Origin of the sequence: Cupriavidus basilensis (assembly GCF_000832305.1) — a bacterium.
GTDB classification, from domain to species: domain Bacteria; phylum Pseudomonadota; class Gammaproteobacteria; order Burkholderiales; family Burkholderiaceae; genus Cupriavidus; species Cupriavidus basilensis_F.
The window spans coordinates 678,485-704,608 of sequence record NZ_CP010537.1 but is presented as its reverse complement, the minus strand read 5'-3'; the positions used below and the strand labels follow the sequence as shown (position 1 = coordinate 704,608).

General features: G+C 61.8%; 24 protein-coding genes. All 24 read right to left on the bottom strand.

Features of this window, described 5'->3' with window-relative positions:
- Positions 1-132: 132 nt before the first annotated feature.
- On the bottom strand, positions 133-2,742 hold the full coding sequence (locus RR42_RS23965) for a conjugal transfer protein TraG N-terminal domain-containing protein (RefSeq protein ID WP_043353617.1): 2,610 nt from the start codon (positions 2,740-2,742) through the stop codon (positions 133-135).
- A gap of 22 nt (positions 2,743-2,764) precedes the next feature.
- The gene (locus RR42_RS23960) at positions 2,765-4,222 is read right to left on the bottom strand and encodes a conjugal transfer protein TraH (RefSeq protein WP_043353615.1); all 1,458 of its coding nucleotides are present in this window, start codon (positions 4,220-4,222) and stop codon (positions 2,765-2,767) included.
- A 3-nt stretch (positions 4,223-4,225) separates the two neighbouring features.
- Positions 4,226-5,143, bottom strand: coding sequence for a conjugal transfer protein TraF (locus RR42_RS37880; RefSeq protein ID WP_052494907.1), 918 nt, complete (start codon positions 5,141-5,143; stop codon positions 4,226-4,228).
- The gene (locus RR42_RS40485; protein ID WP_158408303.1) at positions 5,140-5,859 is read right to left on the bottom strand and encodes a hypothetical protein; all 720 of its coding nucleotides are present in this window, start codon (positions 5,857-5,859) and stop codon (positions 5,140-5,142) included. Before RR42_RS40485 ends, RR42_RS37880 begins: the two co-directional genes overlap by 4 nt.
- Positions 5,856-6,230, bottom strand: a complete 375-nt coding sequence (locus RR42_RS23945) for a hypothetical protein (protein WP_144409933.1) — start codon at positions 6,228-6,230, stop codon at positions 5,856-5,858. Before RR42_RS23945 ends, RR42_RS40485 begins: the two co-directional genes overlap by 4 nt.
- Before the next feature lie 29 nt (positions 6,231-6,259).
- On the bottom strand, positions 6,260-8,170 hold the full coding sequence (traN, locus tag RR42_RS23940) for a conjugal transfer protein TraN (RefSeq protein ID WP_043353608.1): 1,911 nt from the start codon (positions 8,168-8,170) through the stop codon (positions 6,260-6,262).
- Positions 8,167-9,312, bottom strand: a complete 1,146-nt coding sequence (locus tag RR42_RS23935) for a hypothetical protein (protein WP_043353606.1) — start codon at positions 9,310-9,312, stop codon at positions 8,167-8,169. The genes traN and RR42_RS23935 overlap by 4 nt, the downstream gene beginning before the upstream one ends.
- A 68-nt stretch (positions 9,313-9,380) precedes the next feature.
- Positions 9,381-10,061, bottom strand: coding sequence for a type-F conjugative transfer system pilin assembly protein TrbC (gene trbC / locus RR42_RS37875; protein WP_052494906.1), 681 nt, complete (start codon positions 10,059-10,061; stop codon positions 9,381-9,383).
- A complete protein-coding gene (gene traU / locus RR42_RS23925; RefSeq protein ID WP_043353605.1) occupies positions 10,061-11,116 on the bottom strand; it encodes a conjugal transfer pilus assembly protein TraU in 1,056 nt (351 codons plus the stop codon). The genes trbC and traU overlap by 1 nt, the downstream gene beginning before the upstream one ends.
- Positions 11,113-11,727, bottom strand: coding sequence for a type-F conjugative transfer system protein TraW (gene traW, locus RR42_RS23920; RefSeq protein WP_144409932.1), 615 nt, complete (start codon positions 11,725-11,727; stop codon positions 11,113-11,115). Before traW ends, traU begins: the two co-directional genes overlap by 4 nt.
- Positions 11,728-11,738: 11 nt before the next feature.
- Positions 11,739-12,269, bottom strand: coding sequence for a S26 family signal peptidase (locus RR42_RS23915; RefSeq protein WP_052494904.1), 531 nt, complete (start codon positions 12,267-12,269; stop codon positions 11,739-11,741).
- Positions 12,266-12,715: a hypothetical protein gene (locus RR42_RS23910; protein ID WP_043353599.1), complete on the bottom strand. Its 450-nt coding sequence runs from the start codon at positions 12,713-12,715 to the stop codon at positions 12,266-12,268. Before RR42_RS23910 ends, RR42_RS23915 begins: the two co-directional genes overlap by 4 nt.
- Positions 12,712-15,405 (bottom strand): type IV secretion system protein TraC, encoded by a 2,694-nt coding sequence (traC, locus tag RR42_RS23905; RefSeq protein ID WP_043353597.1) that lies wholly within the window; start codon positions 15,403-15,405, stop codon positions 12,712-12,714. The genes RR42_RS23910 and traC overlap by 4 nt, the downstream gene beginning before the upstream one ends.
- A gap of 7 nt (positions 15,406-15,412) precedes the next feature.
- Entirely contained in the window at positions 15,413-15,982 is a 570-nt protein-coding gene (locus RR42_RS23900) for a TraV family lipoprotein (RefSeq protein WP_052494903.1), read from the bottom strand.
- Between the two features lie 10 nt (positions 15,983-15,992).
- Positions 15,993-16,760, bottom strand: coding sequence for a DsbC family protein (locus tag RR42_RS23895; RefSeq protein WP_082055066.1), 768 nt, complete (start codon positions 16,758-16,760; stop codon positions 15,993-15,995).
- Positions 16,761-16,768: 8 nt separating this feature from the next.
- Positions 16,769-18,115, bottom strand: coding sequence for a TrbI/VirB10 family protein (locus RR42_RS37870; RefSeq protein ID WP_158408302.1), 1,347 nt, complete (start codon positions 18,113-18,115; stop codon positions 16,769-16,771).
- A gap of 13 nt (positions 18,116-18,128) precedes the next feature.
- Positions 18,129-18,866: a TraK domain-containing protein gene (locus RR42_RS23885; protein WP_043353594.1), complete on the bottom strand. Its 738-nt coding sequence runs from the start codon at positions 18,864-18,866 to the stop codon at positions 18,129-18,131.
- Positions 18,832-19,473: a type IV conjugative transfer system protein TraE gene (gene traE / locus RR42_RS37865; RefSeq protein WP_052494901.1), complete on the bottom strand. Its 642-nt coding sequence runs from the start codon at positions 19,471-19,473 to the stop codon at positions 18,832-18,834. The genes RR42_RS23885 and traE overlap by 35 nt, the downstream gene beginning before the upstream one ends.
- A gap of 3 nt (positions 19,474-19,476) precedes the next feature.
- Positions 19,477-19,773, bottom strand: coding sequence for a type IV conjugative transfer system protein TraL (gene traL, locus RR42_RS23875; protein ID WP_043353591.1), 297 nt, complete (start codon positions 19,771-19,773; stop codon positions 19,477-19,479).
- A gap of 51 nt (positions 19,774-19,824) precedes the next feature.
- Positions 19,825-20,184: a hypothetical protein gene (locus tag RR42_RS23870; RefSeq protein WP_052494900.1), complete on the bottom strand. Its 360-nt coding sequence runs from the start codon at positions 20,182-20,184 to the stop codon at positions 19,825-19,827.
- 17 nt (positions 20,185-20,201) lie between these two features.
- A complete protein-coding gene (locus tag RR42_RS23865; RefSeq protein WP_043353586.1) occupies positions 20,202-20,498 on the bottom strand; it encodes a hypothetical protein in 297 nt (98 codons plus the stop codon).
- The gene (locus RR42_RS23860) at positions 20,476-21,126 is read right to left on the bottom strand and encodes a lytic transglycosylase domain-containing protein (protein WP_063778455.1); all 651 of its coding nucleotides are present in this window, start codon (positions 21,124-21,126) and stop codon (positions 20,476-20,478) included. Before RR42_RS23860 ends, RR42_RS23865 begins: the two co-directional genes overlap by 23 nt.
- 433 nt (positions 21,127-21,559) lie before the next feature.
- A complete protein-coding gene (locus RR42_RS23855; protein WP_082055065.1) occupies positions 21,560-23,845 on the bottom strand; it encodes a restriction endonuclease in 2,286 nt (761 codons plus the stop codon).
- Between the two features lie 980 nt (positions 23,846-24,825).
- A complete protein-coding gene (locus RR42_RS38760) occupies positions 24,826-25,806 on the bottom strand; it encodes a DUF4365 domain-containing protein (RefSeq protein ID WP_082055064.1) in 981 nt (326 codons plus the stop codon).
- Between the last annotated feature and the right edge of the window lie 318 nt (positions 25,807-26,124).

Genomic DNA, 26,124 nt, shown 5'->3' with positions numbered 1-26,124 from the left:
CCGGAATCGGAGGCAAGACGAGGCCTGTCCGCCGGCCGCACCGGAAAGCTGCGCCGCCCTCGACCGTTGTCGTAGAGCCCACGGGGTGCCCCACCTCCCGCGCCACTGTCCGCGCCTCCGGCACCTCCCCCGCTAGGCAGCAAGCCCCCCGGCCCGCCCCTGCACTTCGCCCATCGCGCCGGCATGATGGGTCCGGACTGCGCTGCTATCCAGGCCTTGTGTCGAAGTACCGGCTGGCGTCTGCGCCGTGAGTGCATCGTGCGTACCGGCCAGCGCTTGCGCCGCGAAGGCCGCCTTTTGGGTATCACTCATGCTGTTCCAACCTGCCAGACCCACACCGCCAACGATGGCGTCGTTAAGTGCCTTCGTGGTGTTCACCGACATGGAACCAGAAGTCGACTCCAGCCGCTCTTTCGCCTGCTGTAGCTGCTGCGTGTTCGACAGAGAGGCAGAGAACTTCTGCGCAAGCCCTTGTGCCTTACGCAACTCGTTCGCCTCACCGCTGTACGACTCAGAGGTATTGCCTGATTGAATCTGGTTCAGACGACCCTGGATTGCCGATTCGAGCATCCGCGCGGTAGTTTGCATTTGATCTCCGACATTGACATTTCTATTCGAACCTGTCTGCGCTCCCTCTTGAGAAGTAACCGCTCGATCTCGACCCGTAGTCGTACCTACTTGAGTAGACACGTTCCCCTGCCGACCGCCAATTGCCCCCCGAAGCTGGCTAACCAAGCCGCCAACGTTGGCGTTGACACCCGAAGTCTCTCGAATTGCAGCGCTCCCGGTGCTCGCCACATTTGCTGCATTCCCTGCAGTAGTTTGTGTACCAGCCGATTCCGAATGGCCGCCATCGCGACCCACACTCTGACTCTGCTGCCAGTTATTCGAGGCCGAACTGGAATTGCTCAAGGAATTCGACTGCCTCCACCCATCACTTCGACTCCAACTGCTCTGCACAGACTGCGCGAGCTCCAGCCCGGCTTGCCGCGTGGATTGCTCGCTCTCCATGAGCGCCTTGCGCACCGATGCCGACGCCTGGCTCGTAAAGTTCCCCGCAATTCCACCAAGGTTCGGCACCCGGGCCGACTGGTCGATCACTGCGCCGCTACCGCTGCCACTACCCAGGTGCCCTCCCCCGCCAGCGCTGCCGCCATAGGCACTGCTGGTCATGGTGTCGAAGCCATCGGCCGAGCTCATCGAGACCAGACCCTGCGCCGAACGGACCTGCCGGTCCAGCTTCCCTGAGTTGCTGGTGTACTGGGACACATTCCCCCACTGCACATTGCCTGCGGAGAGGTTGCCTGCCGCGGTCTGCTGCGCGGCCGCACTGGCCGCGCTCTGGCCCGGGCCTGCCAGCGACATGGCCATCGAACTGACCGACGACGTGCCGACCTTGGCGAGCACCCCGGCAATGATCGGGACCAGCATGCAGACCCAGCCAGCGGCCGACTGGATCCACCAGGACTCGCCGAGCAACGTGGATGCGTTGGACAGCGCCGGGCCGTCCGGTCCGCTGCCCAGTTCATTCATCACCACCTGCGTGAAATTGCGCGCGGCCCCGCGCGTCACAATGCTGTTGACCACCGCGTAGAGCGGCGCCCAGAGCTGCACCCAGAGCAGGCCTGCCAGATACGACTTGCCCACCAAGCCAGCGCCCGATCCGGACAAAACGAGCAGCACACCGATGATCGGGAAAATCGCCAACGTGATGACCTCCATCACGTTGTGCAGGATAGGCAGCGATCCTTCCGCCATATTGCGCATGGTTGCGCTGCTTGCCTCCAGCGTCTTCTGGGCGATGGTGGCCGCCATGATCGCGCTCATTGTCGCAGCGTCCCCGCGCATGGCAGCAATGGCGCCTTGCGACTCCTGCACCATGTTCATCATCATGGCCTGCTTGAGCGAGTCGGCAGACGAGCGCGATATCTCCATCAGGAAGGACTCAGTACCGGCGATCGACGCTGCCACGAAATCGCTGCCCGTTTCGGCCACCTTGCCCGCGTAGCGGCGATCGAGCCGCTTGAGCCCGCGCTGCACATCCTGCTGCAGCGCCAGCCCGAACTGCTGATAGGCGTATGGGCAGGCATACACCAGCGGCGCGGGCGTGACCGCACCGCCCGAGAAATTGATGGTGGCCACTCTCGCCGGGTTGAGCCAGTCGGCCTGTCCGAGCAGGCCCCAGATGTCCCGGGAGCGAATCAGGTCTTCCAGCTTTTGCGGATAGTCGAGCAGCTCCGGGTTCACACACGACTTGACGAACATGGTCATGTCGTTGCGTAGCGCCGCCGAGTTGATCCGGGTGCGCTGCACATCCTCCACCAGGCGGGCACCAAACACCATGCCGGTCTTGGAAAAACGCAGATCATCGATCGGCGTGAAGAACGTCTCGTAGCTCTTTGTCAGCCACATGCCGACGTGGCTGATCTCGCTGGCAAAGACGCCAAGCCCCGCCGGCACCCCCTTTACCGTGTACACCTGCCCTGCGCGCTCGTCCTTGATGATCAGTTCCACCTTGGGCCACAGCAACCCGAGATGGAGGAGCGCGATCAAGACCAGGTGCATCCCGAATTCCTTCACGCGGACTGTCGCGATCAGCGCGCAGATCGCCCCCATCGAACCGGCGATGGCGCTGACCTTCAGCAAGCCGCGCATGTCGTCGGTCGAGAAGATCATGGCGATCGCCTGGAACGTGTCGCGGACCACTTCCGCATTCCAGTAGGTGTAGTAGGTGTGGACCATGTTCAATCCCCGGTGGGCTCGGTCAAGGCTGACCGAATCGCAGGTTTGCTGCGACGTCAGCGGAGAGATTGCCGTATAGCGCCTTCTCCACGTGCAGCAACTGGGTCATGACGCCCGTCTGGGCAGAAATGACTGCGTAGACTGCCTTGCGCGCGTCGGCAGCCTGTTGGGACAGCATGTGGGCCCGGGCGCGCAGATGCTCCAGATGCTTCAGCTTGACCTTGCCGCCGGGGCCGGAGATCTCGGCCGTCCCCGCCACCTTGTCGAGGTTGGCCGCCATGTCCTGGATGTAGTGGGACACCAGTTCGACTGCCATGGCGTCGCAGTAAGACATCAAGAGTGTTTCGGAGACGCCGGGATACTTCTGGTAGGCCGAGGCTTCGATCAACCGGTAGATCGGCAGGCCGGAGGTATTGCGCAGCATCTGGATGTCCTCATCCAGACTCGGCGGCCCGCCATACGCATTGCGGGCGCGAATGCCGTCGCGGATGCGCAGCGCCTTGTCGCGAATCACCTTCGCAAAGCCAACCTCCAGAGAGTCAGTGGCAGTCGGATCCATGCACCTCGACTGATCGTCGCATCGGTAGTAACGCACCTGCGTCTTCGGGGCGTTGGGTAGCCCCAGGAATTCGACCAGCGCCTTCTCGCCGTCATAGAGCGGTGGCCTGGATACGGCCACGATCACGTCGTCCGGATCGGAGCTGTTCGTACCACCCTTGGCCCGCATGATCGTGGTGCCAAAGAGCGCCAGGATCAGTTCCTTCTCGTGCTCGACCGCCAGGCCCTGTGAATAGCTACTGAATCTGCCATTGTTCAAGAGAGCCCACGTCAGGTTGAGCTCGAACCCATCGAGCTTCGCCCCCTCGGTGTTGAGCACGTCGGCCACATTCTTCCTGACCTCCGCCATCGAGGTAATGCGCTGCTGTGCATCGGTATAGTCACCGCGCGTGCCCAGCGCCTGGCCCGCCTGGAACGCGTTCTGGGCGATCCAGTCGCCGGCGCCAGACTGTGCCAGCAGCGTCTTGGCCGCATCGCAGGAGTTGCGGAACTGCCGGGTCCAGTTCTGGATGTCGCCGGACCATTCGCGGATCTGCGCCATCAGGTCGGGCGCCATCGACTGCAGCGCCAGCGAGAAGGCGAGGCCCGCGGCGTTCTGCCCGACATTGCGCAGGAAGTTGATCATCTCCTGCTTGTTGGCAATACCAAACGCGCCCAGGAAGATATCGATCCCGCCACAGCCTGCCTTCAGGTTGGGCGGGGTCACATAGAAGGGCTGGAAGTCGCGGTTGGGCGAGCGGAAGGTGAAGCTGCCGCCGGTGACCACATCCACGTCCCGCCCGTGCACAAAGCCCGCCGAGGCAGAGGTCGAGGCCGCGCCGGCGCTGTTGAAGTAGTCTTCCATGAAGCCGGCGTGCGCCAGGTTTGCCTGCATGGCGAGCGCGACCGCGCCAGCGATGATCTTCTTGGCCAGTCTTGCCATGGATTACCTCTGTGTGCTGGGGCGGCCAACGGAGAGCCGCGGGTCAAACTGCTGGTCCACGCTGCGGGTCTTGAACACCAGGATGCGGCGCACGATATCGTCCTGGCCCATCACGCCGGAGCCGAGCATGATGGCCTCCTGTGTGCGACGCGAGACCAGGTAGAGCGTGGGCGTCACCTCGATCCCGCGCCCGGCGGACACCCGCCTGGCGATGCCGTTGTCGGGGCGCCAGTTGGCGAAGCCGGGGATCGGCCCGCCATCCAGGCTCACCGGGATTACCTGGATCCCAAAGCGCTGCGCCAGATCGGCCAGCACCGGGGCCTGGATGTGGCAATAGCTGCAGTCGCTGCGGTAGAAGAACAGCAGCCCGTACTCCTGCGCGATCGCCGCGACCTGGTCGCGCTCGCCCTGATAGCTCGCATTACGGATATCGGTCTGCGCAAAGCTGACGAAGGGGTTGATGTTGTTGAAGTCGATGTCGGGGCTTTGCCAGACCACGCGCTGGGACACCGCGGTGAAGCGCTGCGACTGGTCCAGCATCTCAGCCTTGAACTTGTGGAAGGCGTAGACGTTGCGCTCGGTCGGATTGATGACCGCAATGTCTTTGAGGCGCTCGTAGTGCCTGTTGATAGCCTTGGTCGAATCGAAAGCCGACAGCGGTACGATGGGCGCCACCGGTGGCGCCTTCCTGTGCTTCACGGGCGGCTCATCCGGCGGGTACCAGGTAAAACCGCGATCGACACGGGACCAGATGTCTGTCTCCCACCAGGCGCCAGGACTCCGGGCTGGATCGTCGGGCGCGGCCGCCGCGATGGCAGGTTCCGCCTCTCCGGTCTGGACCCTGCCCTGCGCATGTCCTGCCGTGACCACGGCCATCGTCATCATCAACGCCAGCGCGGCCGACCACTTGAAGCGTCTCATCGCCAGCTCCTTTTGAGAAAATGCACCAGGGCGACCAGCGGCCAGAACATGACATGGCAGCAATCGTCGATCGCGCCGCCCAGGGTGTATTCCGACTCGATAAATGCAGAGCGCAGCCCAAGCCGATCCCATAGCACGACCGGGCCCACCAGCATGTACAGCGCGCCACAGAGGAGTGGCAGGAACCGTTCTCCTCCGACGAACACGGCAATCCCCAGCGGCAACCCGCAACTACTCACGAAACAGGGGAAGAAATAGATGAGCAGGCCGGCCGCAAATGCCGCGTGCTCATCCCAGGTCATCGACTCGCGGTACAGCGGCCGCATCGCCACCTGGCAGGCCTTGGCGCGCGGACGGAAAGGACGCAGCTTAAGGTCCTCTCCGTTCCGTAGGCGTCGACGGACCTCCGGCACCGCCACCCACGGCCAGGCCAGGAACTGCGCACCTACCAACAAGACGCCACGCACGCTCAGGCGCGGCTCCGCGTCGGGGAAAGGCACGCGCAGCCAGTGGCCCAGGACGAACACCCCGACGCCCACATACGCCAGGGAGAGTGCCCCGCCGAGCTCTCCGCCGACGAGGTTGCCCCACAGGTAGATCAGCATCCCAAGCAGCGTGATCGGCATGGCAATGAACACGTACAGGATCAAGAAGCGACCCAGCGAACGCAGGCCGGACGCGCCCCATTGCCGAAGCTTGCGCATCACTTGCCTCATTGCGTTATCCCCCCGCTTGCCGGCGGCGGCGCGCCGCCAGGGCACAGGTTCATCTCGAACGACCAGGAGAAGGGCCTGCGCACCCCAGCCTTGTCGACCGCCACTGGCGCGCTGAGCGTGGTCCGAAGGCGCTTGCATGCGCCGCCAAGGTCGCGGATGGGTTCGACGTGGGCGAGGATGCGCGGCGCCTGGATCTGCCGGCGCAGCGTTTCGACCTCTTCGCCCGACACCTCCACGTCCACAGGACTTGCCGTGAGAGCGCGCTTGATGGCATCCGACAGCGGCTCGGCGGTGTGCGCTGCCGTCGCCCACGCCATCATCACCGCGAGGTAAGCAAACAGCACCCAATGCATTTTGTTCTGCGGTTTCATCAAGCCTCCCGATAGTGGGTGCGTTGGCGTCATGGATTGGCACTAGACCGCTGCACGGCAGATCTGGTGCGCTTTTTCATCCTGTCCACAATCGCCCCCTTGTCCTGATCCTTGGGTATGACGTCCTGGTAGAACTCCTCCAGGTTCATCGTCCCGAAGTCCAGTTGGGTGAACTCATCAATCAGGAAACCCGAGCAATCCGGGTTGGCAGGGTCGCCCCAGCCCTTACCCAGTTGTGGGCGCCCCTGCTCGTTGATGATCCGGGAGAGCTTCGAGTTAAAGCAGCAATAGCCTTCCTTCTTCTCCAGGCAGACGCCCAGTTGCTTGCTGCCGCAATACGAACCCACCCGGGTGCAGAGACCCTGGCCCTTGCGCATGGCGAGCAGGTTGTCACCCTCCTTGCACTGCATGTACTGTGTCACCATCTGGATGGCGACCTGCGCCGCGAGACTGTAGGGATCGAAGGCAAAGCCAGTCATCGGAGACCACGACACGCCGTAGAAGCTAAACGGCGTATCTCCAAACGAGTATCCTTTGGTGATGCCAAAGAAGTTCAGCGCATTGGTGCCCATGCCGGTGCTCGAGAGCGCATCGAACAGATAGGCCGACCCCAGCGTCTGGACGGCTTCCCCGGCGATGTACTTGACGCCGGCCTGAGCCGCCTGGTTGATCATGCTGTTGCTGGAGTTGCCCCCTTTGGTGGTGGCCTTGCAGCAGTCAACCATGCCGCCGATCTTCTTGGTGCAACTGCTCTTTTCGCCCCCGAAGATCTTCAGCGTGGCCGGATCCAGGTACATGCCAACCTGGCGTTGTGCCTCCAGACCACTGATCACCCGTCCGAAGTCACCATCCGCGGCTGGGATACGGGTTTCGCAGCGCCCGCCAACGCAGATCAGGTCACCGCAGATCTGACGGTCGGTGGTCTGTTCCGCACGCGTCACGCAGGTATAGAGATGCTCCTGCAGCCCACACTGCCCCGCCGGCAGGGTGTCCAGGCAGGTACTGTTCCGGAGCGCGCAGGCTTTGTTCTGTTTGAGCTCGTCACAATCGGACTTCAGTGTGGTGTCGGCGCATACGTAGTCGTCGGTCCAGGCCCAGCAGTCCTTGGTCACGTCGAGCCCGTTGATATTGCGCGTGCCGGCGGGTTCCGTGCAGCGCTGGCCTGCGAAGGTGCAGTTTCGGTTGTTCGCGTACTGCTCGCACTGCGACCTGTCGATCAAGTCATTGGTGATCGTGTAGCTGCTGTCGAGATGCACCACCTGCTCCGGCAACGGAGCGGCCACTTTGGCGTCGCAGTTGTAGTCCACCTGGTAGGCGTTGCAACTACCGTCCCAGGCCTGCGACGTACACGTTCGTGCTACCTCCTTGCAATCAGCCTTGTTCTTGAGCGGCTCACAGTAATTCTTGTAGTCCTGCGTGATGCAGGCGTAGCGCTCCTCCCATCGCCAACAGTCCTTTGTCACTGGCAGCCCGTCAATAACGCGGGTGCCTCCCGGCTCCACGCAGACTGTTTCGGCCCGCTGGCAGGATTTGTTGCCATCCAGGCTCTCGCATTGACTGCGATCGGTGGTGTCGGTCGTCACGGTGTAGGTGTTCTCGAGCTGGACCACGCCCGCCGGCGGCGCAACGCTCTGGCCACAGCGGTAGGTGTCGGTATAGCGGATGCATGCACCGCTGGAGCCGATCCGGGCGCACTGCGAGTCCACCTGGAAGCACCCGGGCACGGCTGCGATCGCACTGCAGTAGTTCGCCGGGCTGCTGACCTCGCAGGTGAATTGGGACTCGTAACGCCAGCAATCCCGATGCACGGCGTAGCCGCTCACGTACTTGGTGCCGGAATCGACGCAGTACTCGGCGGTCTTGCGGCAATCGCCGGCCCAGGCCTGGACAAACATGACCGACAGCAAGATCCCAATCAGACCACGCAGGAGGCAAATCATTGCCGCGCCTCCAGACTACTGCACTGGTTGTCCCAGCTATCCTCAAAGGCCACTACCGGATTCCAGACCGTAGGCTGGGCAAAGCCCGCGGAGCCGCGATACGTCGACAGGTTGCCGCCACTCTGGATTGACGCGGTACACGAGCCCCCATTGCACGAAATACTGAGATTGGAGCTGCCGCAGAAACTACCGCAGCGACCGCCGCTTGCGGCGGCACACCACCACGCCGAGCCGGAGCCTCCGTCCATCGATGTCGTGACGTTCGCATTACATCCTGGTCGGAGGTAGTACCGCTGATTGGGCGCGGCCCCCGTTTCGAAGCGCAAACTGCGGCCATCGCCGCCACAGTACACGCGGCCCACGGAGTTGGATCCTGATCCTGGCCGCCCGCCCAGATCCACAACCAGTTGCCCTGGCGAGCAGCCTGGCCGCTGCTGCCAGTTGGTGACAGCCGTCACGATCAACTGCTTGCCGCAAGTCATCGTTTGCTCGGCCTTGAGCGTCCGAGCGCACTGGTAGTTGTATTCGGGACTGACTTGGATCACACGCCCGACGGTGCAGGTGCGCTGTGCCTGATTCTGGATCGACTCCAGGCATCGGTACAGGTGGTCCGCATCGACCTCGACCTGGCGCCCCAGGATACAGGCGTCATTGCGTGTCACGGCGTAGTCGTTGCAGACCCGATTCTCATGTTGCGCTGGCAGTGTGACCGTGTCGGTACGGCAGGCCGAATCGCCACTGACGAGCTGGTTCAGGTCACCGAGCTGACTGCCCGGGTTGCCATAGAGCGCGCGGTACCGCACCAGCAATGGATCTCTGCGGTCGATGTGAAACTGCGGTGCGGTCTGGGGCCGACTCTTGAGCAGGTTGACGGCCTGGCATTCGGTATCGCTCATGCCCGCACACCCTTGCACTCGGGAAGTACCGGGCGCATTGAGTTGCCCCTGCCCTCCCTCGTAGAAGCCGGAAGGCTGGGCCGAGTTGGTATAGCCGGGTACGGTCTGCTGCGCGTTCGGCGTCGTGATGCGCTGGAACAGGCCGTCAATGAGCAGACTGCCCAGGCCCCGGGCCATACCATCGGCTTGCGCCGGCGTCACGTCGGCAGCGCGCGCCGGCCCGATCCCGGTGAGGCCGATCGCCATGCTCGCTATAACGGGAAAGAACCGCGTGGGTCGCCAAAGCCTGGTGCGCCCGGGTTGAAGGCAATGCCTCATGGCATCTCCCCGCTCATCTGCCCCAGCGCCTGCCGGGCGATTTTCCCAAGCGTGTCCTGTCGGACGGCGACCCGCTCCAGCGCGTATTCCAGGCTCACGTCCCCATCCACCCGCGCCGAACGGCTGGCACACGCACCTTCGGCGCAGTCCTCCAATGCATGGAGCGAGACCACCACTGCGGGCACGGTTCGGATATCGAAGCGCTCGAACTGGCGTGGATCGATCAGCACCACTGCACCGGTGTCAGTCACCGGCTTCATGGCCTCGACCGAGCGTTTCCAGTTGCCTTGCCCCATCCCATAGCGCAAGCCCCGGAAAATCACCGCGGCGCCGGCGCGGCGCGCTTGCTGCCCGATGCGCTTGAGCGATGCCTCCGGCATCGACAACGACGCAAATATCATCACGGGATACGTCCGCTCAGTCGGCGGAGGTGCCTGGGTGGACTGGTAACGCTGCGCGAGCGCCGCGGGATCGGGCATCGGCTGCGCCGACCTGGCCCGCAGGTCCGGCACCTTGACGGTGCCCATGGCCGGATCCGGCATCGCCTGCAGCACCGACTGGGCGCGCTGTTGGGCGGCCGACATGGCGCGCTCCAATGCGGCATCCGGTGGCGCGGTGTGCTGAGCCATTGCCCCGGTGCAGGCCAGCAGGCCGAGGATGAAAAGGCGTACACGCATCAGAAGGCCCCCATGCAACAGTCCCGCTTGCGGTACAGCATGTACGCGAAGTCCTCGCCGCGGTAGGGAAACGATTTGCCGGCGCCCCACAGGATGGTGGAGCGCCCGAAGGGCTGGCAGCAACGCCCGTTGATCTTTTCGGTCTGTCGCGACGGGTAGGTCATGCTGGTCTTGTAGTTGCGCTTGTCCATCAGCGGCTGCATCACATAGCCACAAGTCCCGTCCTTGCCGCTGGCGGACCAGATGAGCCCTTCGCGGTGCATTTTGTTGGTGAAGCGCTGGGTCAGCAGCTGCGACGCCTGCACCCCGCCGATATGGGTCGAGACCCAACCGTTGAGCGGGTACATGCCGCCCTGGCAACCCGCGCACCAGAACAACTCCGAGAGCGGAAAGCCCGCCGTGGCCGCAACGCAATCGGCCGCGCAGGCGGCCTGCGCCAGCGGCGAAGTGAAGAGCGCCACCTCCGGATTCAGGACGAAAGTCAGTTCCGAATCTCCCCAGAGTGGATCGACCTCGGTGAAGTACGCCAGGTCGAACACGTTCTGCTCCAGGCACGGGTTGTCCAGCAGGATCTCCAGCCAGAACAGGATGGGGTTCATGTACCAGTGCACCTGGTAGAAGGAGGTGGCCGCCCGGGCCTTGCCCTCGCCGATACGGCCGTGCGCCGGCGCATCGATCCCGGGATCCAGCGTGACGCCGCCCAGCGACGGGAAGCAGAAGGGGCGGCGTACCACCTCGACCGTGCGCACCGGCTCCCAGAACGACATGCTGACGCCGGCGCGCGGCAGCGTCCCATTGGCGCCGGAGCACCAGCAAAAGGGACTGGCTGGCGACCCGTTGTCCTCCTGGCCATCGCGCATCATGGTCATGTCGCCAATCTTCAGCGGCAGGATGCAGGACCAGCAGATATCGGTAATCGGGTTGAGGAACTTCCCCACGCAAGTGGCGCTGCCTTGGCCTTGCTGAGCATGGGCACCGACGCATGCCAGCGCCAGGACGAATGCGAGGAGACCGCGCGTGATCGAGACCGGCAGAGCGCTCAGGCAACACCTCATGGCAGGATCTCCTCGATGCGCAAGCGCTTGCCGTCCTGTCGCACCACGGCCGGTACCTGTCGGATACCCAGCTTGCGCACCAGCGATCCGGACTGGTCGTAGAAGACCTGGCGCTGCCAGCGCTTTTGCAGCGCAAGGTAGTCGCCGTTGACCAGGATCGGCTTGCTTGGGGCACGCGAATCCGCTATCACCTTTGCCGCCAGGGCAACCTGGCTGGCATCGCGCGCATCAAAGAACACCAGCTGCTGGCGCAGCGCCACCTCGTCGAGCGGGTTGAAACGCTGGCCGGCCTGCACCAGGATCTCCCCGCCGGGCCCGGTGATGGGCTGGCCCACGGCCACTGTTGGATCGAAGTAGAAGGTGCGCGGCGTGAGCGTGCGCACCACGTCCCGGGCGGGCTTCGGGTTGCGCATCGCGTGTTCGGAGCGGGCGACCGCCTCGCGTTGCAGCAGCGCCAGCTTGCCGGATCTTTCCTTGTCCTGCAGGCTGCGCCGGATGTCCTGGAGCAGATCCGGCTCGACGATTGGATACGTCGGACCCAGGGCATCGGCGGCAACCGCCGGCACCAGGTGCAATGTCGCCGTAAGTACTACCAGCAGGAGGGATCGCATCGTGCCTCCCATCAGAAGAGCTTGCGGGCCGTGCCGACGATCTGCCCGAAATTGACCCAGCCTGTGAGGGCGTAGCGCGAATCCAGCGAGTCCGGGTGCGGCGTCCAGACGAAAAAGCGCCCCGCCGGAATACGGCCGGTTGGCCCCATCTCGAGCACTTCGCCCCGGGCGGAGCTGGACTTGGCGGTACCGACGTAGACGCCGTTGATGAAGTAGTCGCGGCCTTGACTGGTCACCATGTCGCCCGGCATGCCTTTGATCTGCTTGATGAATCGCGCTCCGGCCGGGTATGGGCCGCCGCCCGGCCACAGGAACTCCACCAGGCTATCGCGCGCAATCTGGCGATCGGTCTTGCTCACCAGGAACACGTTGACCTCCTCGATGCTGTGGGACAAGTTCGCATGCAGCGCCCACCGGCTACCGACCTGTACGCCGGCGATCAGGATCAATGCCCACGCCCACCACCAGCGCCCGAAGTGCTCGGCCATCATCGGCGCCAGGGCATGCCCGCGCCGGGGGATCTTCGCGATGCGGCTCGTCATGGCACCTCCGCCCTGGATGTCTGCATCCGCTCGTCGAGCTTGCTGTTCGCGTCGGCGGCGGCCTGCCCTGACATCCCCAGGCGAGCCATCAGCAGCGGCGTGAGGTCTTCAACATCGGCATAAGCGCCAATGACGGCCGCGCGTGTCAGTAGAATGCAGCCACACTCGGCCTGCAGCGCCTTGAGCGCTGCGCTCATCTGCGTACCCACGTCGCTAGTCTCGGCAAGTGCCGCATCGCGGTCCCGGTCGGTCACATTCGGGCGGGTGATGCGCTCCGCGAAGCTCGCCCGCTTGGCATCCAGCACCGCCTGCAGGTCGACGGTCGCCATGCGCGGCAGATGCTGGCGGGTCCACCACGCCGCTCCGGCGACCATCAGTGCAGAAAGACTGGCCGACACCAGGACGGCGGCCACCAGCCGACGGTTGGCTGTGCGATGCCGGGTCATTGCATCTCCTCCAGGTACTCATCCTCTTCATCGAATGTCGGCGGTACGTAGAGCGCCTGCCCCGCTGCCTCGCGCATGGCGAGCACCGCCTCGATCGCCTCGTCGGTGGACATGCCCTGCGCACGCAGGTCGCGCACCGCCTGGAAGTCCGCTGGCTGGGTGGAGAAGGTCACGAGGGAATACGGGTCAAGGTACAGCCGGCCGACCGCCGGCGGCAAGTCGCCCGCCTTGATGAAGATCTCCGCGTATTTGCCGTGCACCGTCTTGACGCTCTTGAGCAATCCCTTGGTGTATTCGTCGAGGTCCAGCTTGTCCGATTTGACCAGCTGATTGATCGACTCAGCCTTCTGACTGAGCAGGAACATCCAGTCAGCGTTCTCAAAGGCCGCGCGCGATGTATCGGACTTGTAGTAGTCCGCGATCGACTGCGTGGCGGTGAAGAAGCCCCCGCCGTACTTGCGCGCGCGCCGATAGCCCTTCTCGATGAAGTCGCCCGAGTTTCCGCTGCTCATCAGGTCCCAGGCCTCGTCGATCACCGCGAGCTTGGGCTGGTCGCGCCTGGCGAGATACATGCCTTGCGTGATGCGATACATCAGCATCATCATCACCACTGATTGCAGGTCCGGCCGGGAAGCTAGCTCCTCGAGCTCCAGCACGATGAAGTTTGTGTCAAAGCGTACGTTTGCCGGACCATGGAAGAACTTGCCGTAGGGTCCGTCTTCGGTAAACGGATAGAGCTGCACCCCCATGTCCCGGATCCGCGGGTCGCACAGCGCCGGATCGGCCTCGCCGCCATAGCCGGTGGTCTCGGTCGAGCCGCCATTGGCGCAGTTCTTCTTGAGGTATTCGGCGAGTTGCGTGACGGTGGCCTGCCTGCCATGGTCAAGCCACAATTGATCGAGCGCGATGCGCAGTTGTCGCGCCTCGTAGTCAGTGAGCGGGCGCGACGGGGAAATCATCTGGGCGACGGCGAGCTGGACCATTTGCAGGTCTTCCTGCTGTTCTTCCTCGTTCTCCGTGTTGACCATCCAGAACGGATTCAGGCTAAGGCCCGAATCGTTCGTAAAGCGGATGTACTGGCCGCCTAGCGTGCCCGCCAGCTTCTCGTAGGAACCGCCCACGTCGATCACCCAGGCCCGGCCGCCGACGGCGAGCGTGCGCTGCAGCAACTCGTTCAGGAAGTTCGACTTGCCCGACCCTGACTTGCCCACCACGATGCCGTTGTAGTTGCCCGACGGGTTGGCAAAGATATCGATGCCCATCATCTGGCCCCGCCGCCCGAAAAGTGTCAGCACGGCCTGCTGGATGCCGTTGAACTCGCGTGGATCGGTGCCCGTCCACTCGGCCAGCACCGGCATCATGTTGGCCGCGTTCTCCATCGTCTTCGTGGTGCAGCGCCCCGTCTTGCGCAGGTCGCCCTGGAGCAACGGCCCATACATCATCGGCAAGGCCGACAGCAGCGCCTGCTTCTGCATCTTGCTGTCGACCACCAGTTCGCAATTGATCGTCCGCCAGACCGAGCGGGCGGATTGATCGGCGTTGGCGAGTTCCTCAGGCGGCGCGAACAGTAGCAGCTGGTGGTAGCACTTCAACGTGCCGCTGCCCCGATCGAAGGCCGCCTGGGCGAGCTTCCAGTCGGCATTGACGTCGTGCAGGCGTGGCATCCATTTGGAGAGCGGCGATTCGGCCTTCTGGTGCGCGCGCATGGCCAGCAGCTGCGTCTTCTGCTTCTCGCTCTCCACGTTCGGAACGCTGCACCCGAAGGTGATGAGGAATGGACAGGGATAGGAGACCGCATCAGAAGTAGCGCTACCCAGCAGAGCCCCCATATGCCCCAATGTCAGGTGTTTGCGGTAGTTGCGCACAGACATGGCGCGCATTGCAACCGGCGGTGATCCACCGCCGGTGTACAGAATGTCATCCGAGCTTTCCGCTGCGGCAGTGTCGGCTGCCACGATCTGGTCGCGCAGCGCGCGGCCCGGATCATAGGACAGCCATGCGTGATTGCTGTCCAGCGTGCGCTGCGGATTTAGCAATAGCGCGCACCAGTTGATCAGGTCCTCTGGGTCCCACGTGTGTCCGTAGAGGTAAAACTGCGAGAGCGTATTGATGACGCTCTGGCGCGCGGTGACCGCATTTCGCCTGGCCATCTCGTCCTTCAGGCTCTTGGCGGGAATGACGACACTCAGGTTGGCGCGAAAATCGCGCATGCGGAAGTTGGTGTTCGGGGACAACTCAGTGCGCGCGCCCTTGCGATAGAAGGCATTGCGCCGCTCGCACATCTTGCGCAGGAGCGGAATCTGCCCGGGCGGCGCCTGCGGAGAGCCCACCGTGCAAGCCATCGCCACGTTGAGCTGGTGGTCCAGCACGGGCGAGCCGAACATCTGCACCTGGATCCCCGTGTTCTCGGGCAGCCCAACCTTGAACAGGTTGACCAGGTTGGCGGCCATCTCCCGATCGGCGCCGATCTGCGGGCACAGCTCGAGCGTGAAGCCGAAGCCCTCGATCGCGCTGGGATCCGCCGACGGCGCGGCGATCACGAACAGTTCGTTCTGGCGGTCGTAGCCAGTGTAGGGCAGCAACTGCGAAAACCGGTCGAAGGGCAGCGGATTGCCCTGGCGCGGCGTCACCAGATCGTCGTCGAGCTCGCGATAATTTGCGTCGGTCTTTGCGAACAGCTTGCGGAGCATGGCGGCCTCATTTCCCAATCATGGAGACGGGGGACTGTGGAGTCGGATCACCCTGGCCAGCCGGCGGCATGAACGGCATGCTTCCCGTCGCCGGGGATTGGGCCTCAACCTGCTCTGATCCATTCGGCGCTTGCAGCGGGTAGACCATGCGGAAGCGATTGCGCAGCAGGTGCTCCCGATTCTTCTCGATCAGCCACTGCCCTCTAGACACCAGCACATAGAAGTATTTCTGATCAAACAGCGTGCCAGTGTCATCTTCGTATGGCGCGACCCACACGCGCAACGTGCGCTCCGGACTGCGGACGGGCGGCCCGGAATACGGTGCAGCAACGCCCGCTGGCGATGCCAAGCGCGGATGTTCGCCCTGCCGGCCCACGTCTCTCGCCATCCCCGCGGTCACGCCCGCGCCGGGCAAATTGCCCGCTTCCAGATTGGCATAGACGCCCGATACCGACAGGCAAGACGACCCTTCCGGGGCGGCACAGGCGAATTGGCTCGATGCATTGAGCCCGGACATGTCGGCGCAGCCCGCCGTGAGCATCGCGGCCGCGCACAGGGCCAGCAGGGTGCGGTGCATAGCAAGCCCCTTAGCGCGCCGCGGCGGACTGGCCACCCGACAGGAAAGCATCGATACGCTGCGTTGAGGCCGCACCGACCAGCTTGCGCCCGTCGGCAGCGAAGATGGTGGGCGTGCCTTCCACACCCAGCTTGGCCCCCAGCGCCAGATTGCGCTCGACGGGCGTAGCGCAACTGCGCGGCGCCGGCAAGACCTTGGCGCCCATCCAGGCATCCCAGGCCCCGGCGCGATCCTTGGCACACCAGATGGCGGCCGACTTTTTCTTCGCGTCCGGATGCAGGCCTTCCAGCGGATACAGGAAGGTGTAAATGGTGACGTCATCCAGGCCCTTGAGGGACGCTTCGAGCTGGTGACAGAACGGGCAGTCCGGGTCCGAGAAAACGTAGAGAGCACGAGAGCCCTTGCCTCGCACGGTCTTGATCGCATCCGCGACCGGCAACATGTCGACGTTGATCACCTGCAGGGACTGCTCGCGCTGGGCGGTCAAATCGACCTGGCTATTCATATCGTACAGATGGCCGAAGAGCGCATAGCGCCCGGAGGCTTCAAAATAGGCGACGTTCTTGCCCATCGAGACTTCGTAGAGCCCGGGGATCTCGGCCGCCCTGATCCGGCTGAACTCCGTTTTCGGGTACCGCTCCTTTAGCGCCTGCAACACTGCCAGGGTCTTTGGGTCATCCTGCGCGGTGGCGGGCATCGCGTTCAATGCGGCAACGGCTACCAGTGCCGCAACAGCAGCGTAACGGCGCGGGGTGAGGCGGAGGTTGGCAAGTGACATTGGAATCCTCATTGGCGTTCGATGGTGAAGCCCTTGGTCACGACGATGTCGATGACCCGCTCGGCATTGATCTCGACTACGGGGAACGTGTTCTCCGCGAGCTTGATGTAGTAGCGCGCCAGCATGTCCATCGCCTTGGAGGCGCCGCCGGCGGCGCCGGCTCGCAACAACTGGTCGCTATCTATAGTGCTGGTCACGCCGCCCAGCGGGGTGGTGGTTGTGGTGGTGGCCGCGCTCTTCAACGCCTGGCTGAATCCGGCTCCGAGGCCCGCCCACATGGCGTTGGCCAGCATGGCGCCAGTCTTGCTGACGATCTTGCCGCGGATGCCCGCCTTGCCGTCCTCGCCGGCCGCATAGCCGGTCAGCTTGACGTCAATCGCACCACCCGACGCGTCGATACAAGACAGACGATCGGTGCGGATGTAGGCGCGCTCCGACGAGATGTCGCCATAGCCATTGCCGGTGATGACGCACCCTTCCAGATCGCCCGAGAAACCGTTGGGCAGATTGGCCGCGTCGATCACGGAGAACAGCGCCGGATGCGGATTGGTCTGTCCCTGCCCGCTGGTAGGGGCATCCATGCCTTGCACCAGCATCACCCGCATGTTGGTACCGGCTGGGACGTACGTCTTGACGCCGCGACCGCCTGCCCGGTTGGGTAGCAGCGGGTCCTCCGGCTCGAATCGCTCGCCACTGCGTGGGGAGCGGTGCCCACGCCTGCTCTCGCTCAGGCTGGCTTCCAGTTGGGCATAGCTGCTGTCCGTAGCGTTTCTCCCGGCCGATGCAACCTGCTGCCCCGCTCCGCTGTCCTGCCCTACACGGATCCGGTCAATTCTGGCTTCGTAGGTGGGTATGGCTTGCGGACCGGGTCCGGCAGGCGTACCCGGTCCGCCCAAGGCTGGCGACGGCGGCATAGCGCCAGCCTGGGTGAATGGACTCGCCTCCCCTGTCATGCGCAGCGGCGGCGGCGCGACAAGTCCTTGCGCGGCCGCGGCCGACGCTGCCGCCAGCGTCCTGGCTTGCTTGGCCTGCTCGGCTTGGCCATCGGACACGCTCTTCCTGAGTTCCGCGAGATCGCGCCGCATGCCCTCGATCTCCCCGATGGACAGGCTGCGCCACGCATCCTTGTCCACGTCGCCCACCGAACTGCCAATGTCGCGCGTCATGGGTGCGGGTACCAGGGTTGGCTTGGAACCGCTCTTGACCTGCGGCCCCATGAAGACCACGGTCGTGACAGCGATGGCACCCAAGACAATGCCGATCACGCCCAGGCGCTGCCATTGCGCGCTGCGGTTACGGCGTGTCGACACCGCCATCGACCTGGCGGCGGCCTTGCGGGGCTTGATTCGTTGCAACCATGCGGTCCAGCTAGCCACGGCTCGCCCCTCCAATCACGTAGAGGTGGGTCTCCTCGCCAGGCCCAAGCTCGGCACGCTCCAGACCAACCGCCATCACGCCGGGGCGATAAAACTGCGTCTCCGACAGGAACAGCCGATCCGTGCCCGTGTTGCTCAGGCGATAGACTGCGCCCTGGATGGTGCGGCTGGCATAGGTACGCACCAGCGTCAATCTCGTTCCGGGCAGGAACGGCACCTCCGCATCCTGGGGCTGCCGTTGATAGCCGCGCAACTGGGCGTTGTTCGCCATGGTGACCATCAACTGGCTGAGCTGGGCATCATAGGATGGTGCCTTGGACACCACCGTCACCGATTGCAGCGCGTCCGCCGGGTTGCCCTGCCCCATGCGCGCGGCGCCCTCACGCAACACGACCGTCTCGACGCCAATATCGGCGGGCCGCATGACGATGGGGTACTTCTTGCCGGTGGTCGCCGAGATCACGAAGCCCTCGATCGGACGGATCACGTTAGGCGTGAGCAGGATGTCCCCGGCCTCGCTGTCAGTCTGCGTGGCTAGGTCTCCCCTGGGTACGTCGAGGCCGCGAAGCTGTCCGCCCTCCATTACCAGGCGCGTGAGCGCCGTCTTGGAAATGCGAATCGTCGCGGTCTCGTTCTCGACGAGATCCACGTTCTGCGCGGCCTGCGCGAAACTCGCACAGATCTGCAGTACCAGGCTAAGGAGCAGTGTGCGCGGTCTCATCTGCGTCATCCTTCGTATCCTTGTGCGTGGCGTTATCCACGTCAAACTGCGTCACGTTGTCACCGACCACCTCACGGAGGCTGTCCAGGTAGAGCTTGCCGCCCGACATGCCGAACCGGACCCAGTAGCGCTTGGTCAGGTCAGAAGTCCGTTTGTCGCCGATATAGGTGGCAAGACTGCCGGCAAACACCATGCTGTTGCCATCCTCGCCAGGCGTGACCCCGCTGGGCGTGAACGTCTGCGAGGCATTGAGGTTGCGCAGCTTGGCGCAGTCGGCGTCCAGCACGCGCTCTTGCGCGCCATAGGAGCCCGCGCCGACGTAGCGCAGGAACATCGTCTTGTGGCCCGCGCAAGTCAGTGGAGTGCGATTCCACCGGAGTTGCAGCAGGTAGCCGCCCATTTGTTCCAGGTAGGCCGGGTCCAGGCCCTCGTCATCCACCCAGAAGCTCTTGTGAATCTGCGGAGGCACCAGCGTCTCGCGGTTGCGATCCTTGTGCAGCAGCACCTTCGCTGCCAGCAATGTGTTACTGATCACCATCAGCACCAGGAAGCCTTGGATCGCCTTGCGAATCCCGTAGCGCGCCTGGATCTCCTCGCCCATCCGATCGAAGTCCATCCCTTACCCCATGAAGCGGCGCATCGCGGACGGCGGCGTGCGCTGCAATCCGATATTCACTGGCAGGTACCAGTACGAGAGATGCACGCTGTACTTCTTGTGCTTGTTCGACTTCATCTTCTGCAGAGTGAAGCCGGCCGCGAAGCCCAGCACGCCCCCGACCAGGAAAGAGTCAGCAAAGGCGAACCCGAGGTAAAACAGCAGTCCGGTAATCATGGCTACATCCATCTCCCAGAACAGGAACTGGTGTGGATCGTCCAGGGTCAACGGAAGCGTTTCTTCTATCGGCTGCTCGCTCATTCCAACTCCGTGCTTCTGTCTTCGGTCTTCTGTCGTCGGTTTGCGCCGTCCTTAGATCGTCGCCGTGAAAATGCCGTCAATGATGGTCGGCAGGTTCCAGATCACGATGCCGATCAGGATGGCGCCAGCGAACCACAGCGGGCTTCCCTTGGACCAGCTCATGAGCACGCCGCCCAGGCCAATCATGATTGCGGCGATCTTGCCGGGGTAGCCGGTAATGAGGCCGACGAAGTACTCGTAGGCGGCCTTGTACTCGGCCCCCGTGGTACCCGCCTTGACAGCCAGCGCCGTCATCGCCAGCAACAGCAGCAGCGCGGCGAAGATCGCCACCCTGTGACGCACCAATGCATCACAGGTGCGCGCGACCAGCCGGTCGGCGAAGTGCACCTCGGATTGCACAGTCAATTGCATAGAGAACCTCTCATCAATCACCTGCCACCATTGGCAAGCGGCTCCATCGGGAACACGGTCGCGGTCTGCCGCTTCGAATCGAGCGACAGACGCACATCGGTTTGCACGGCATCCGCCATGCGGGCGAGCAGTTGCTCCTGTAGCGAAGGAGACGCCATCACCATCTGGATCGCGGCCGACACCATGCAACGCTCGATATGCGAGTCGCCACCAAAATGCGTCCGACGGAAAGCGCGCAATTCGGCGCGGATGTTCGCGCGCAGCAGCACGGCCTCATAGCCGGGCTGATGGTCACGAGGGGCTGGCTTCATCATGGGCCTGATCCTCATCGGGGAAAGGGGTTGGCGTCGTTGGCTGCGCCGGGCCCAGCGCCAGGCGTACGGCCTCGATACCGGCGCCAGTGGGCTGCGGCGCACTACGGTTCGGGCGCCTCTTGAGCAATTCGCGGGCCGCGACGTCGCTATCCGCTTGGCCATCAAGCTTCGGCGATCCGGCCTTGGGCCAGTTGCGATAGACCTTCCAGGTGTAATCGGCGCGAGCAGCGCGGCACTGCGCCACGGACAGCGTGCGGCAGCTGGCGTTGTAAGCCCCGACACCATTCCAGTCGCTACCCGTCTCACGCAGGTGGTGAGCGAGGATCCAGGCACCAACCATGACGTTCTGGCACGGCGCATATAGCGCCTGCTCGCTGATGCCAAGTGCGGCCAGCTTTGGCAGCCAGGAGGAGTTAATCTGCATCAGGCCGATGTCGTAGGAGCCCGTGCGCGCCTTGTGGCTGAGATTCATGGCTTCGGGGCGCAAGCTGCTTTCGGTCTTGGCGATGGCAACCAGCAGTTCAGGATTGAGCCCGTAGCGTGCAGCCGCGGACTCGAAGCATGTGGCCTGCGCGGCGACGGCAGTGAGCATCAGCGCGGTGGCGACAAAAAGGTGGTTCGTTCGCATGGGAAAAAGGCCTCCGGGCTTGCCCGGAGGACAAGGAGCTACGATCAAGTTCCGTCAATCGCGGGGTCCTCGGGGGGAGGAGCTGAGCACCATGCGATGGACAGGGGGAATGCTAGATCGGAGGCCCTATGCGATTCCAGCGAAAACCTGCGGCACGTGGCGCAGGTTTATCTTTGACTTTCTTATGGTTCTGCGATAGTGCCTCTGGTGGGTCAGGCGGGATAGCTGCTAGCGGCCGATTCGGATAAAAACTCGATCTGGCCAGTGGGCCGTCTGGCTCTTCCGAAACTCAGTCTCTCAGATCAGTCTGTGGGTAAGCGCGCCCCGCGCACCTACTTCCATTATTCTGATTCCCACCAGATCTGGTGGGAATCAGAATGCCCAAGCGGCCCACCTATGAACAGACGGTGCTCAGGACACCCTTACGTCCAAGCTAGTCGTCAATATCGCTGAAAATCGAGCGTCCGTGGAGCGCCGTGGTCACCCTAGCGGGTGATACGTTCGACCAATCGCCTTGCTCGTCGTCGCGCTTCTTGCGAAGTGACACTTCGGCCACGGTATCGACGATTCGTTTGTCGAGCGCAGACAACTGGTCTTGGATCCCAGAGCTTGAATAAAACACATTTTGGAGTTGCTCTACATACATCCGGATGTCGTCAAAATAGTCAGACACATCTGAGTCCGGGTCCACTTCCCGTGCTAGCTCGGCGATGCGATCAGGAACTGCCTCCTCAATCTGTTCAAGCAACTGCACGGTTAGGCGAATGACTCGAGATGGAGGAATTAAGCCAAGAACTTCGTCATCGTCGAGAAAAGAAGCATCGAATCCATTCAGCGCAGATGCCTCCAACTCATAGGCGGCGTCCATCCTGATTTCTGCGTTCAACATACCAAGTCGGTGTGCCCGAGCGATAACTTTGATACGGCTGTCCAAGCCTATGCGCCAAGAACGGATAGACTGGCGGGAGAGAACGGCAGGATCGCGAGAGATAATTGTCTTGAGTACCGTCTCCGATGCGCGTGACTCCAAATAGCCAAAAAACGAGCGGTTTAACTCGGGCGTATTGGGAATGTCAAGGAGGCGCGTGACAAGATGTTCCGTAGCCACACTGGGAATCACAACCGCGTCAGGGATATGAGTTGCCCCATCACAAATAGTCTCACTGAGCAGCGTTTCCACGCGCGTGCCTCGGATATATAACTCCACGAGGTCCGGTCGGCTACCGAGGATCTCAGTGATTGCGTCGGCAAACGTCGGATGATAGAAGCCCCAATAGTCTTGTTCATCTTCGCGTCGCCGCGTTACAAATGACCCATCTAACTGTGGAAGTGATTCAACTATCGTTGCTACGGGTATTCCATACTTATCAGCAATCGACCTGGTTTCGCTACTGGTAATCTCACTTACTGGGAGTCGGGATCGCCATAAAAATACGAGCGTCAATGCCGCCTGTTGCGCGTCGGTCAACTCTTGGATTGTGTCTTTCAAGAACTCTGCCGGCTCACTAACGAACTTCATCAAGTCCGACGGCAACTTTCGAATAGCTTTGGTGAAATTGCGATCACCCAAACGCCGTGCAATCTCTGGTAGCAGCAATTGGCTATCCGCGACGTCGGCCAAATGAGGCTTAACCTGACGCCTCCAAGGCTTACTCTGATTGCCTGCCTTCAGATGATTATAGATTATCTGCTGCCGTTCCTCTGGGCTAAGCAAGCCGACGTTGACCACGGCCGCCCCATTGGTCAACAACGGATGATTCCTTGTTCCCAGCTTGTGCTTTGCCGCATTCCATATATGTATACGCGAAGTCAAAATGAAGCGATTGCCTGCGTCTATGGCCGTCTTTACCTTCGGGATGATGCTGATCCAGGTATCAATGTAGTCACTACGCAACTGGTTTGGACCGAACGCATCATCAATCCAATACAGGCGATTTCGCTCGTCTGGATTCCAGCGTGCAACGAGGTCAAGTGGCCCCTCGCACTTCATGCATTGATGGTTCTCCCCATCCATCGCGGCGGTCGCCAAGATAGCGGCGAGCATCGTCTTTCCGGTTGCTGGAGGGCCAAGCAAGAGTACAAGATTATGCTCTGAAAGCACCCGGACAGCATTTCGATGAGCCGCAGTAGGCACATATACCCGCAACCCGTCCATCATATGACCGAGCAAAGCCTGCGTCTGCCGAGCGCACCGCTCATCAAGGATCAACGATAGGTCGCCAAGCCCATAGACTCGAGGTACGAGTGCCCTTAGGCGTGAGTTGCCGCGGATCTGAAGAGTGAGCCATTCCTTGCCAAAGACGTGCGGGCTCAGAACACCAACAGCTTTGAGTTGATCTCGAACGGCCGCTGCAACTGGTGCGTCTACACCTAGGCTCGTCACAAAATAATAAGTGCTCGCGCGGCCGTCTCGCACCAATCGGCGAACGGTTTCAAGCTCGCTCCTTACATCACTAGGGCGTAAACGTTGATCTGCCTTGCTGCTGAATTTGCACTGAACCGTAGCCTCTTCTGTCCCTTCTTCGGGAGACTTGGATATCAGGAATACGGCATCCTGACCGCCATCCTGTGCTTCTCGATATACTGAAACCGTTGTGCCAAGCACCTCGGCACACACTTGCGCGCACAGATCTTGGAAGGCCTTCCAGCCTAACGTATGAAGAGCAAGAGTGGTATGGGGGCCTTGCACCTCCCTCACCTGAGTGCTTACATCAGTCATCTAAACTCCGTCTGGTCCCGAATTTTGGCAGGTAACAAGCAAATTGCCTTTTTGCCATCGCATCGCGCGCTTCGAAACATGAAGAATTGCGCGCGCGAGCGCGCCAGCATTGATAAACCGCATCTATTGGCGACCGGCGACTGCGCCAACGCGTCGACCGCACGTTGGGCGTGATGAACTGTAGGCGTGTCAACAACCACACCAGATGTGGATGTTACTTCAACCCCTCCTTGATTTCCCGTAGATTGGCTTGTATCCGGTCACGCCGGGTGTGTCGCCTGAGCATGAACTTGCCACCTCTGGCTCGTCCCCATATAGGGGTGAACCCCAGGAAGTTGAAGGTTTCCGGCTTCCCCAGACCACGCCTGGCTCTGTTCGCCAACGCGAAGCGGCCGAACTGGATCAGGCGAGTTTTCTCCGGGCGTAGCTTGAATGCAAATTGCCCCGGCCTCTGCTGCATGTCCCGCTTGAAGCGTTTGATGTAATACGCCCAAGCGAAACCGACAACGGTGCCATCAGCGTATCTTACGATCACGAGGCTCCCCTCGGCTCGGCGGCCCCACCAGCGCCTGGCGCGGCCAAGTTCGACACTTCTGGCGTTCTGGCACTTTCGAACGACATTGCATTGAAATTTCGGACTGGACTCGGAGTCAACATATCCCCTGAAATCCTGTGTGGATCACGTTTTCACACAATCCCGGTCGGAAACGACCGCTCCTCGTTAGCTGACGACCATCCCCTCGTCGGCCGACAGGGACATTCGGCTGCCCCGACTCCAACTGCCGATGTGCATATGTTGCGCACTGGTGCTAGAATTCGTCTCGCGCAGCTGGGCTTCTGTGGAGAGTTAATGCGTGTCAGACTCCAAGGGTAAAAGGCAGGAGGAGAGATCTAGACTCTCCTTTTGCGACCAAGGAAGCTCTAGATGTTTCCTTGTAACTGGGATTTCGTGAGTACTCAACCGGCTCAGCTAGCGCACCCTACGAAGGCACTGCTCCTCGCCGGAGCTCATATACCGACAGGAACCAGATCCTTTGTGCGGGCAGGGAGGCAGCAAGTGGACTGAAGATGCGTTCCCGTCGCAGTACGACTTGCACCACCGCCTGGTGCCGGTGCGGGAAAGCGATATTTGCCCGCAGCCCCAAATGATCAGTCACCTTTAACGATCCATCTTCGAGGTGAACTACTTCAGGTCGGCCTAACATATCGACCTCGCTGAACTCACTGATCATACGTTTTGCAACGCTAAGTAAGCAAAGACTTTGGAACACGCGTTCTTTCAATCGATTTTGGCGTGTGATATGGCGCCAACCCACGCGATTGATTAGAATTTCGCCTAAAGATGGGTTGTGCGTTGGGTAGTCGATTTGCGACCATCGCTTGTAGAAGCCTCGAGCCGCTCGAAGCAATGTCTCAGTTCTCCCGGGAATAATTAATTCATCCCTAGCCATTTTCAGTACCGGCAAGACCTTATCAACTGGACCAGAGCCGCACAGCCTATGGAAATCTCCCTTTGTGTGTGGGCCGAATTTCTGGTTTTTTGGAATCAGCAACATTCCAGCATTTGTCGGTGAATAAGTTTCCGGATCCTTTAGATTTGCCCACCATGCAGGCGGATTCCGCGGATCCGCCACGTCATCGATGAAAACGATTACCGAAGGCCCTATCGTTGAATTCCAACGCGGGCGATGGTCCTTTATATAGACCCGACCGAGTTGTACGCCAAGCTTATCTGGGTATTGAGCTTGGTCTTTGCGATACCCATCCCCTCCGCATTTTACTTGAACAAAGACAACCCCCCCAGTTTCTTTCCCGCGCCGCCTCATTATAACGAGACCATCTATTCCATTATCATTTCTGGCTTCCAGCTCCTGCCATCCGCAATCCCACGTTTCTCGAACAACCGATTGCGCCACCCGAATTCCAATCGCTTCTTTCTGCCGATTTGATCTTTTCGTCATTACACCAGATATCCCTTACTTATCAAACTTTAGTCGATTCATCATTTAATATGGATTTAATTACCCCTGACTTCCAAAGATCTCGCCTCGCGGCGGATTTCGGTTACCGCGAGCGCCCGAACGGCTATCGCCCCCTCCAGGTGCCATCTTCCATCCTATTTAGAGTGCAAGTGGGTCAAGCAGGTCTTAGCGTACCAGTTAGCAAAACCGACTTCAACGTTCTCGATAACCGGAGACGCTCGACTCTCTACGATGTATTGGCGACCTCTCAATCTATAAGATGTACACGGGGACCTACGCAGCGCTCTAGCATGAACA

Excerpts from the sequence above, each read along its gene's own strand:
- RR42_RS23965 (WP_043353617.1), bottom strand. The coding sequence starts at position 2,742 with ATGGTCCACACCTACTACACCTACTGGAATGCGGAAGTGGTCCGCGAC.
- RR42_RS23960 (WP_043353615.1), bottom strand. The coding sequence starts at position 4,222 with ATGGCAAGACTGGCCAAGAAGATCATCGCTGGCGCGGTCGCGCTCGCC.
- RR42_RS37880 (WP_052494907.1), bottom strand. The coding sequence starts at position 5,143 with ATGAGACGCTTCAAGTGGTCGGCCGCGCTGGCGTTGATGATGACGATG.
- RR42_RS40485 (WP_158408303.1), bottom strand. The coding sequence starts at position 5,859 with ATGAGGCAAGTGATGCGCAAGCTTCGGCAATGGGGCGCGTCCGGCCTG.
- RR42_RS23945 (WP_144409933.1), bottom strand. The coding sequence starts at position 6,230 with ATGAAACCGCAGAACAAAATGCATTGGGTGCTGTTTGCTTACCTCGCG.
- traN (WP_043353608.1), bottom strand. The coding sequence starts at position 8,170 with ATGATTTGCCTCCTGCGTGGTCTGATTGGGATCTTGCTGTCGGTCATG.
- RR42_RS23935 (WP_043353606.1), bottom strand. The coding sequence starts at position 9,312 with ATGGCGATCGGCCTCACCGGGATCGGGCCGGCGCGCGCTGCCGACGTG.
- trbC (WP_052494906.1), bottom strand. The coding sequence starts at position 10,061 with ATGCGTGTACGCCTTTTCATCCTCGGCCTGCTGGCCTGCACCGGGGCA.
- traU (WP_043353605.1), bottom strand. The coding sequence starts at position 11,116 with ATGAGGTGTTGCCTGAGCGCTCTGCCGGTCTCGATCACGCGCGGTCTC.
- traW (WP_144409932.1), bottom strand. The coding sequence starts at position 11,727 with ATGCGATCCCTCCTGCTGGTAGTACTTACGGCGACATTGCACCTGGTG.
- RR42_RS23915 (WP_052494904.1), bottom strand. The coding sequence starts at position 12,269 with ATGACGAGCCGCATCGCGAAGATCCCCCGGCGCGGGCATGCCCTGGCG.
- RR42_RS23910 (WP_043353599.1), bottom strand. The coding sequence starts at position 12,715 with ATGACCCGGCATCGCACAGCCAACCGTCGGCTGGTGGCCGCCGTCCTG.
- traC (WP_043353597.1), bottom strand. The coding sequence starts at position 15,405 with ATGCTCCGCAAGCTGTTCGCAAAGACCGACGCAAATTATCGCGAGCTC.
- RR42_RS23900 (WP_052494903.1), bottom strand. The coding sequence starts at position 15,982 with ATGCACCGCACCCTGCTGGCCCTGTGCGCGGCCGCGATGCTCACGGCG.
- RR42_RS23895 (WP_082055066.1), bottom strand. The coding sequence starts at position 16,760 with ATGTCACTTGCCAACCTCCGCCTCACCCCGCGCCGTTACGCTGCTGTT.
- RR42_RS23885 (WP_043353594.1), bottom strand. The coding sequence starts at position 18,866 with ATGACGCAGATGAGACCGCGCACACTGCTCCTTAGCCTGGTACTGCAG.
- traE (WP_052494901.1), bottom strand. The coding sequence starts at position 19,473 with ATGGACTTCGATCGGATGGGCGAGGAGATCCAGGCGCGCTACGGGATT.
- traL (WP_043353591.1), bottom strand. The coding sequence starts at position 19,773 with ATGAGCGAGCAGCCGATAGAAGAAACGCTTCCGTTGACCCTGGACGAT.
- RR42_RS23870 (WP_052494900.1), bottom strand. The coding sequence starts at position 20,184 with ATGCAATTGACTGTGCAATCCGAGGTGCACTTCGCCGACCGGCTGGTC.
- RR42_RS23865 (WP_043353586.1), bottom strand. The coding sequence starts at position 20,498 with ATGATGAAGCCAGCCCCTCGTGACCATCAGCCCGGCTATGAGGCCGTG.
- RR42_RS23860 (WP_063778455.1), bottom strand. The coding sequence starts at position 21,126 with ATGCGAACGAACCACCTTTTTGTCGCCACCGCGCTGATGCTCACTGCC.
- RR42_RS23855 (WP_082055065.1), bottom strand. The coding sequence starts at position 23,845 with ATGACTGATGTAAGCACTCAGGTGAGGGAGGTGCAAGGCCCCCATACC.
- RR42_RS38760 (WP_082055064.1), bottom strand. The coding sequence starts at position 25,806 with ATGACGAAAAGATCAAATCGGCAGAAAGAAGCGATTGGAATTCGGGTG.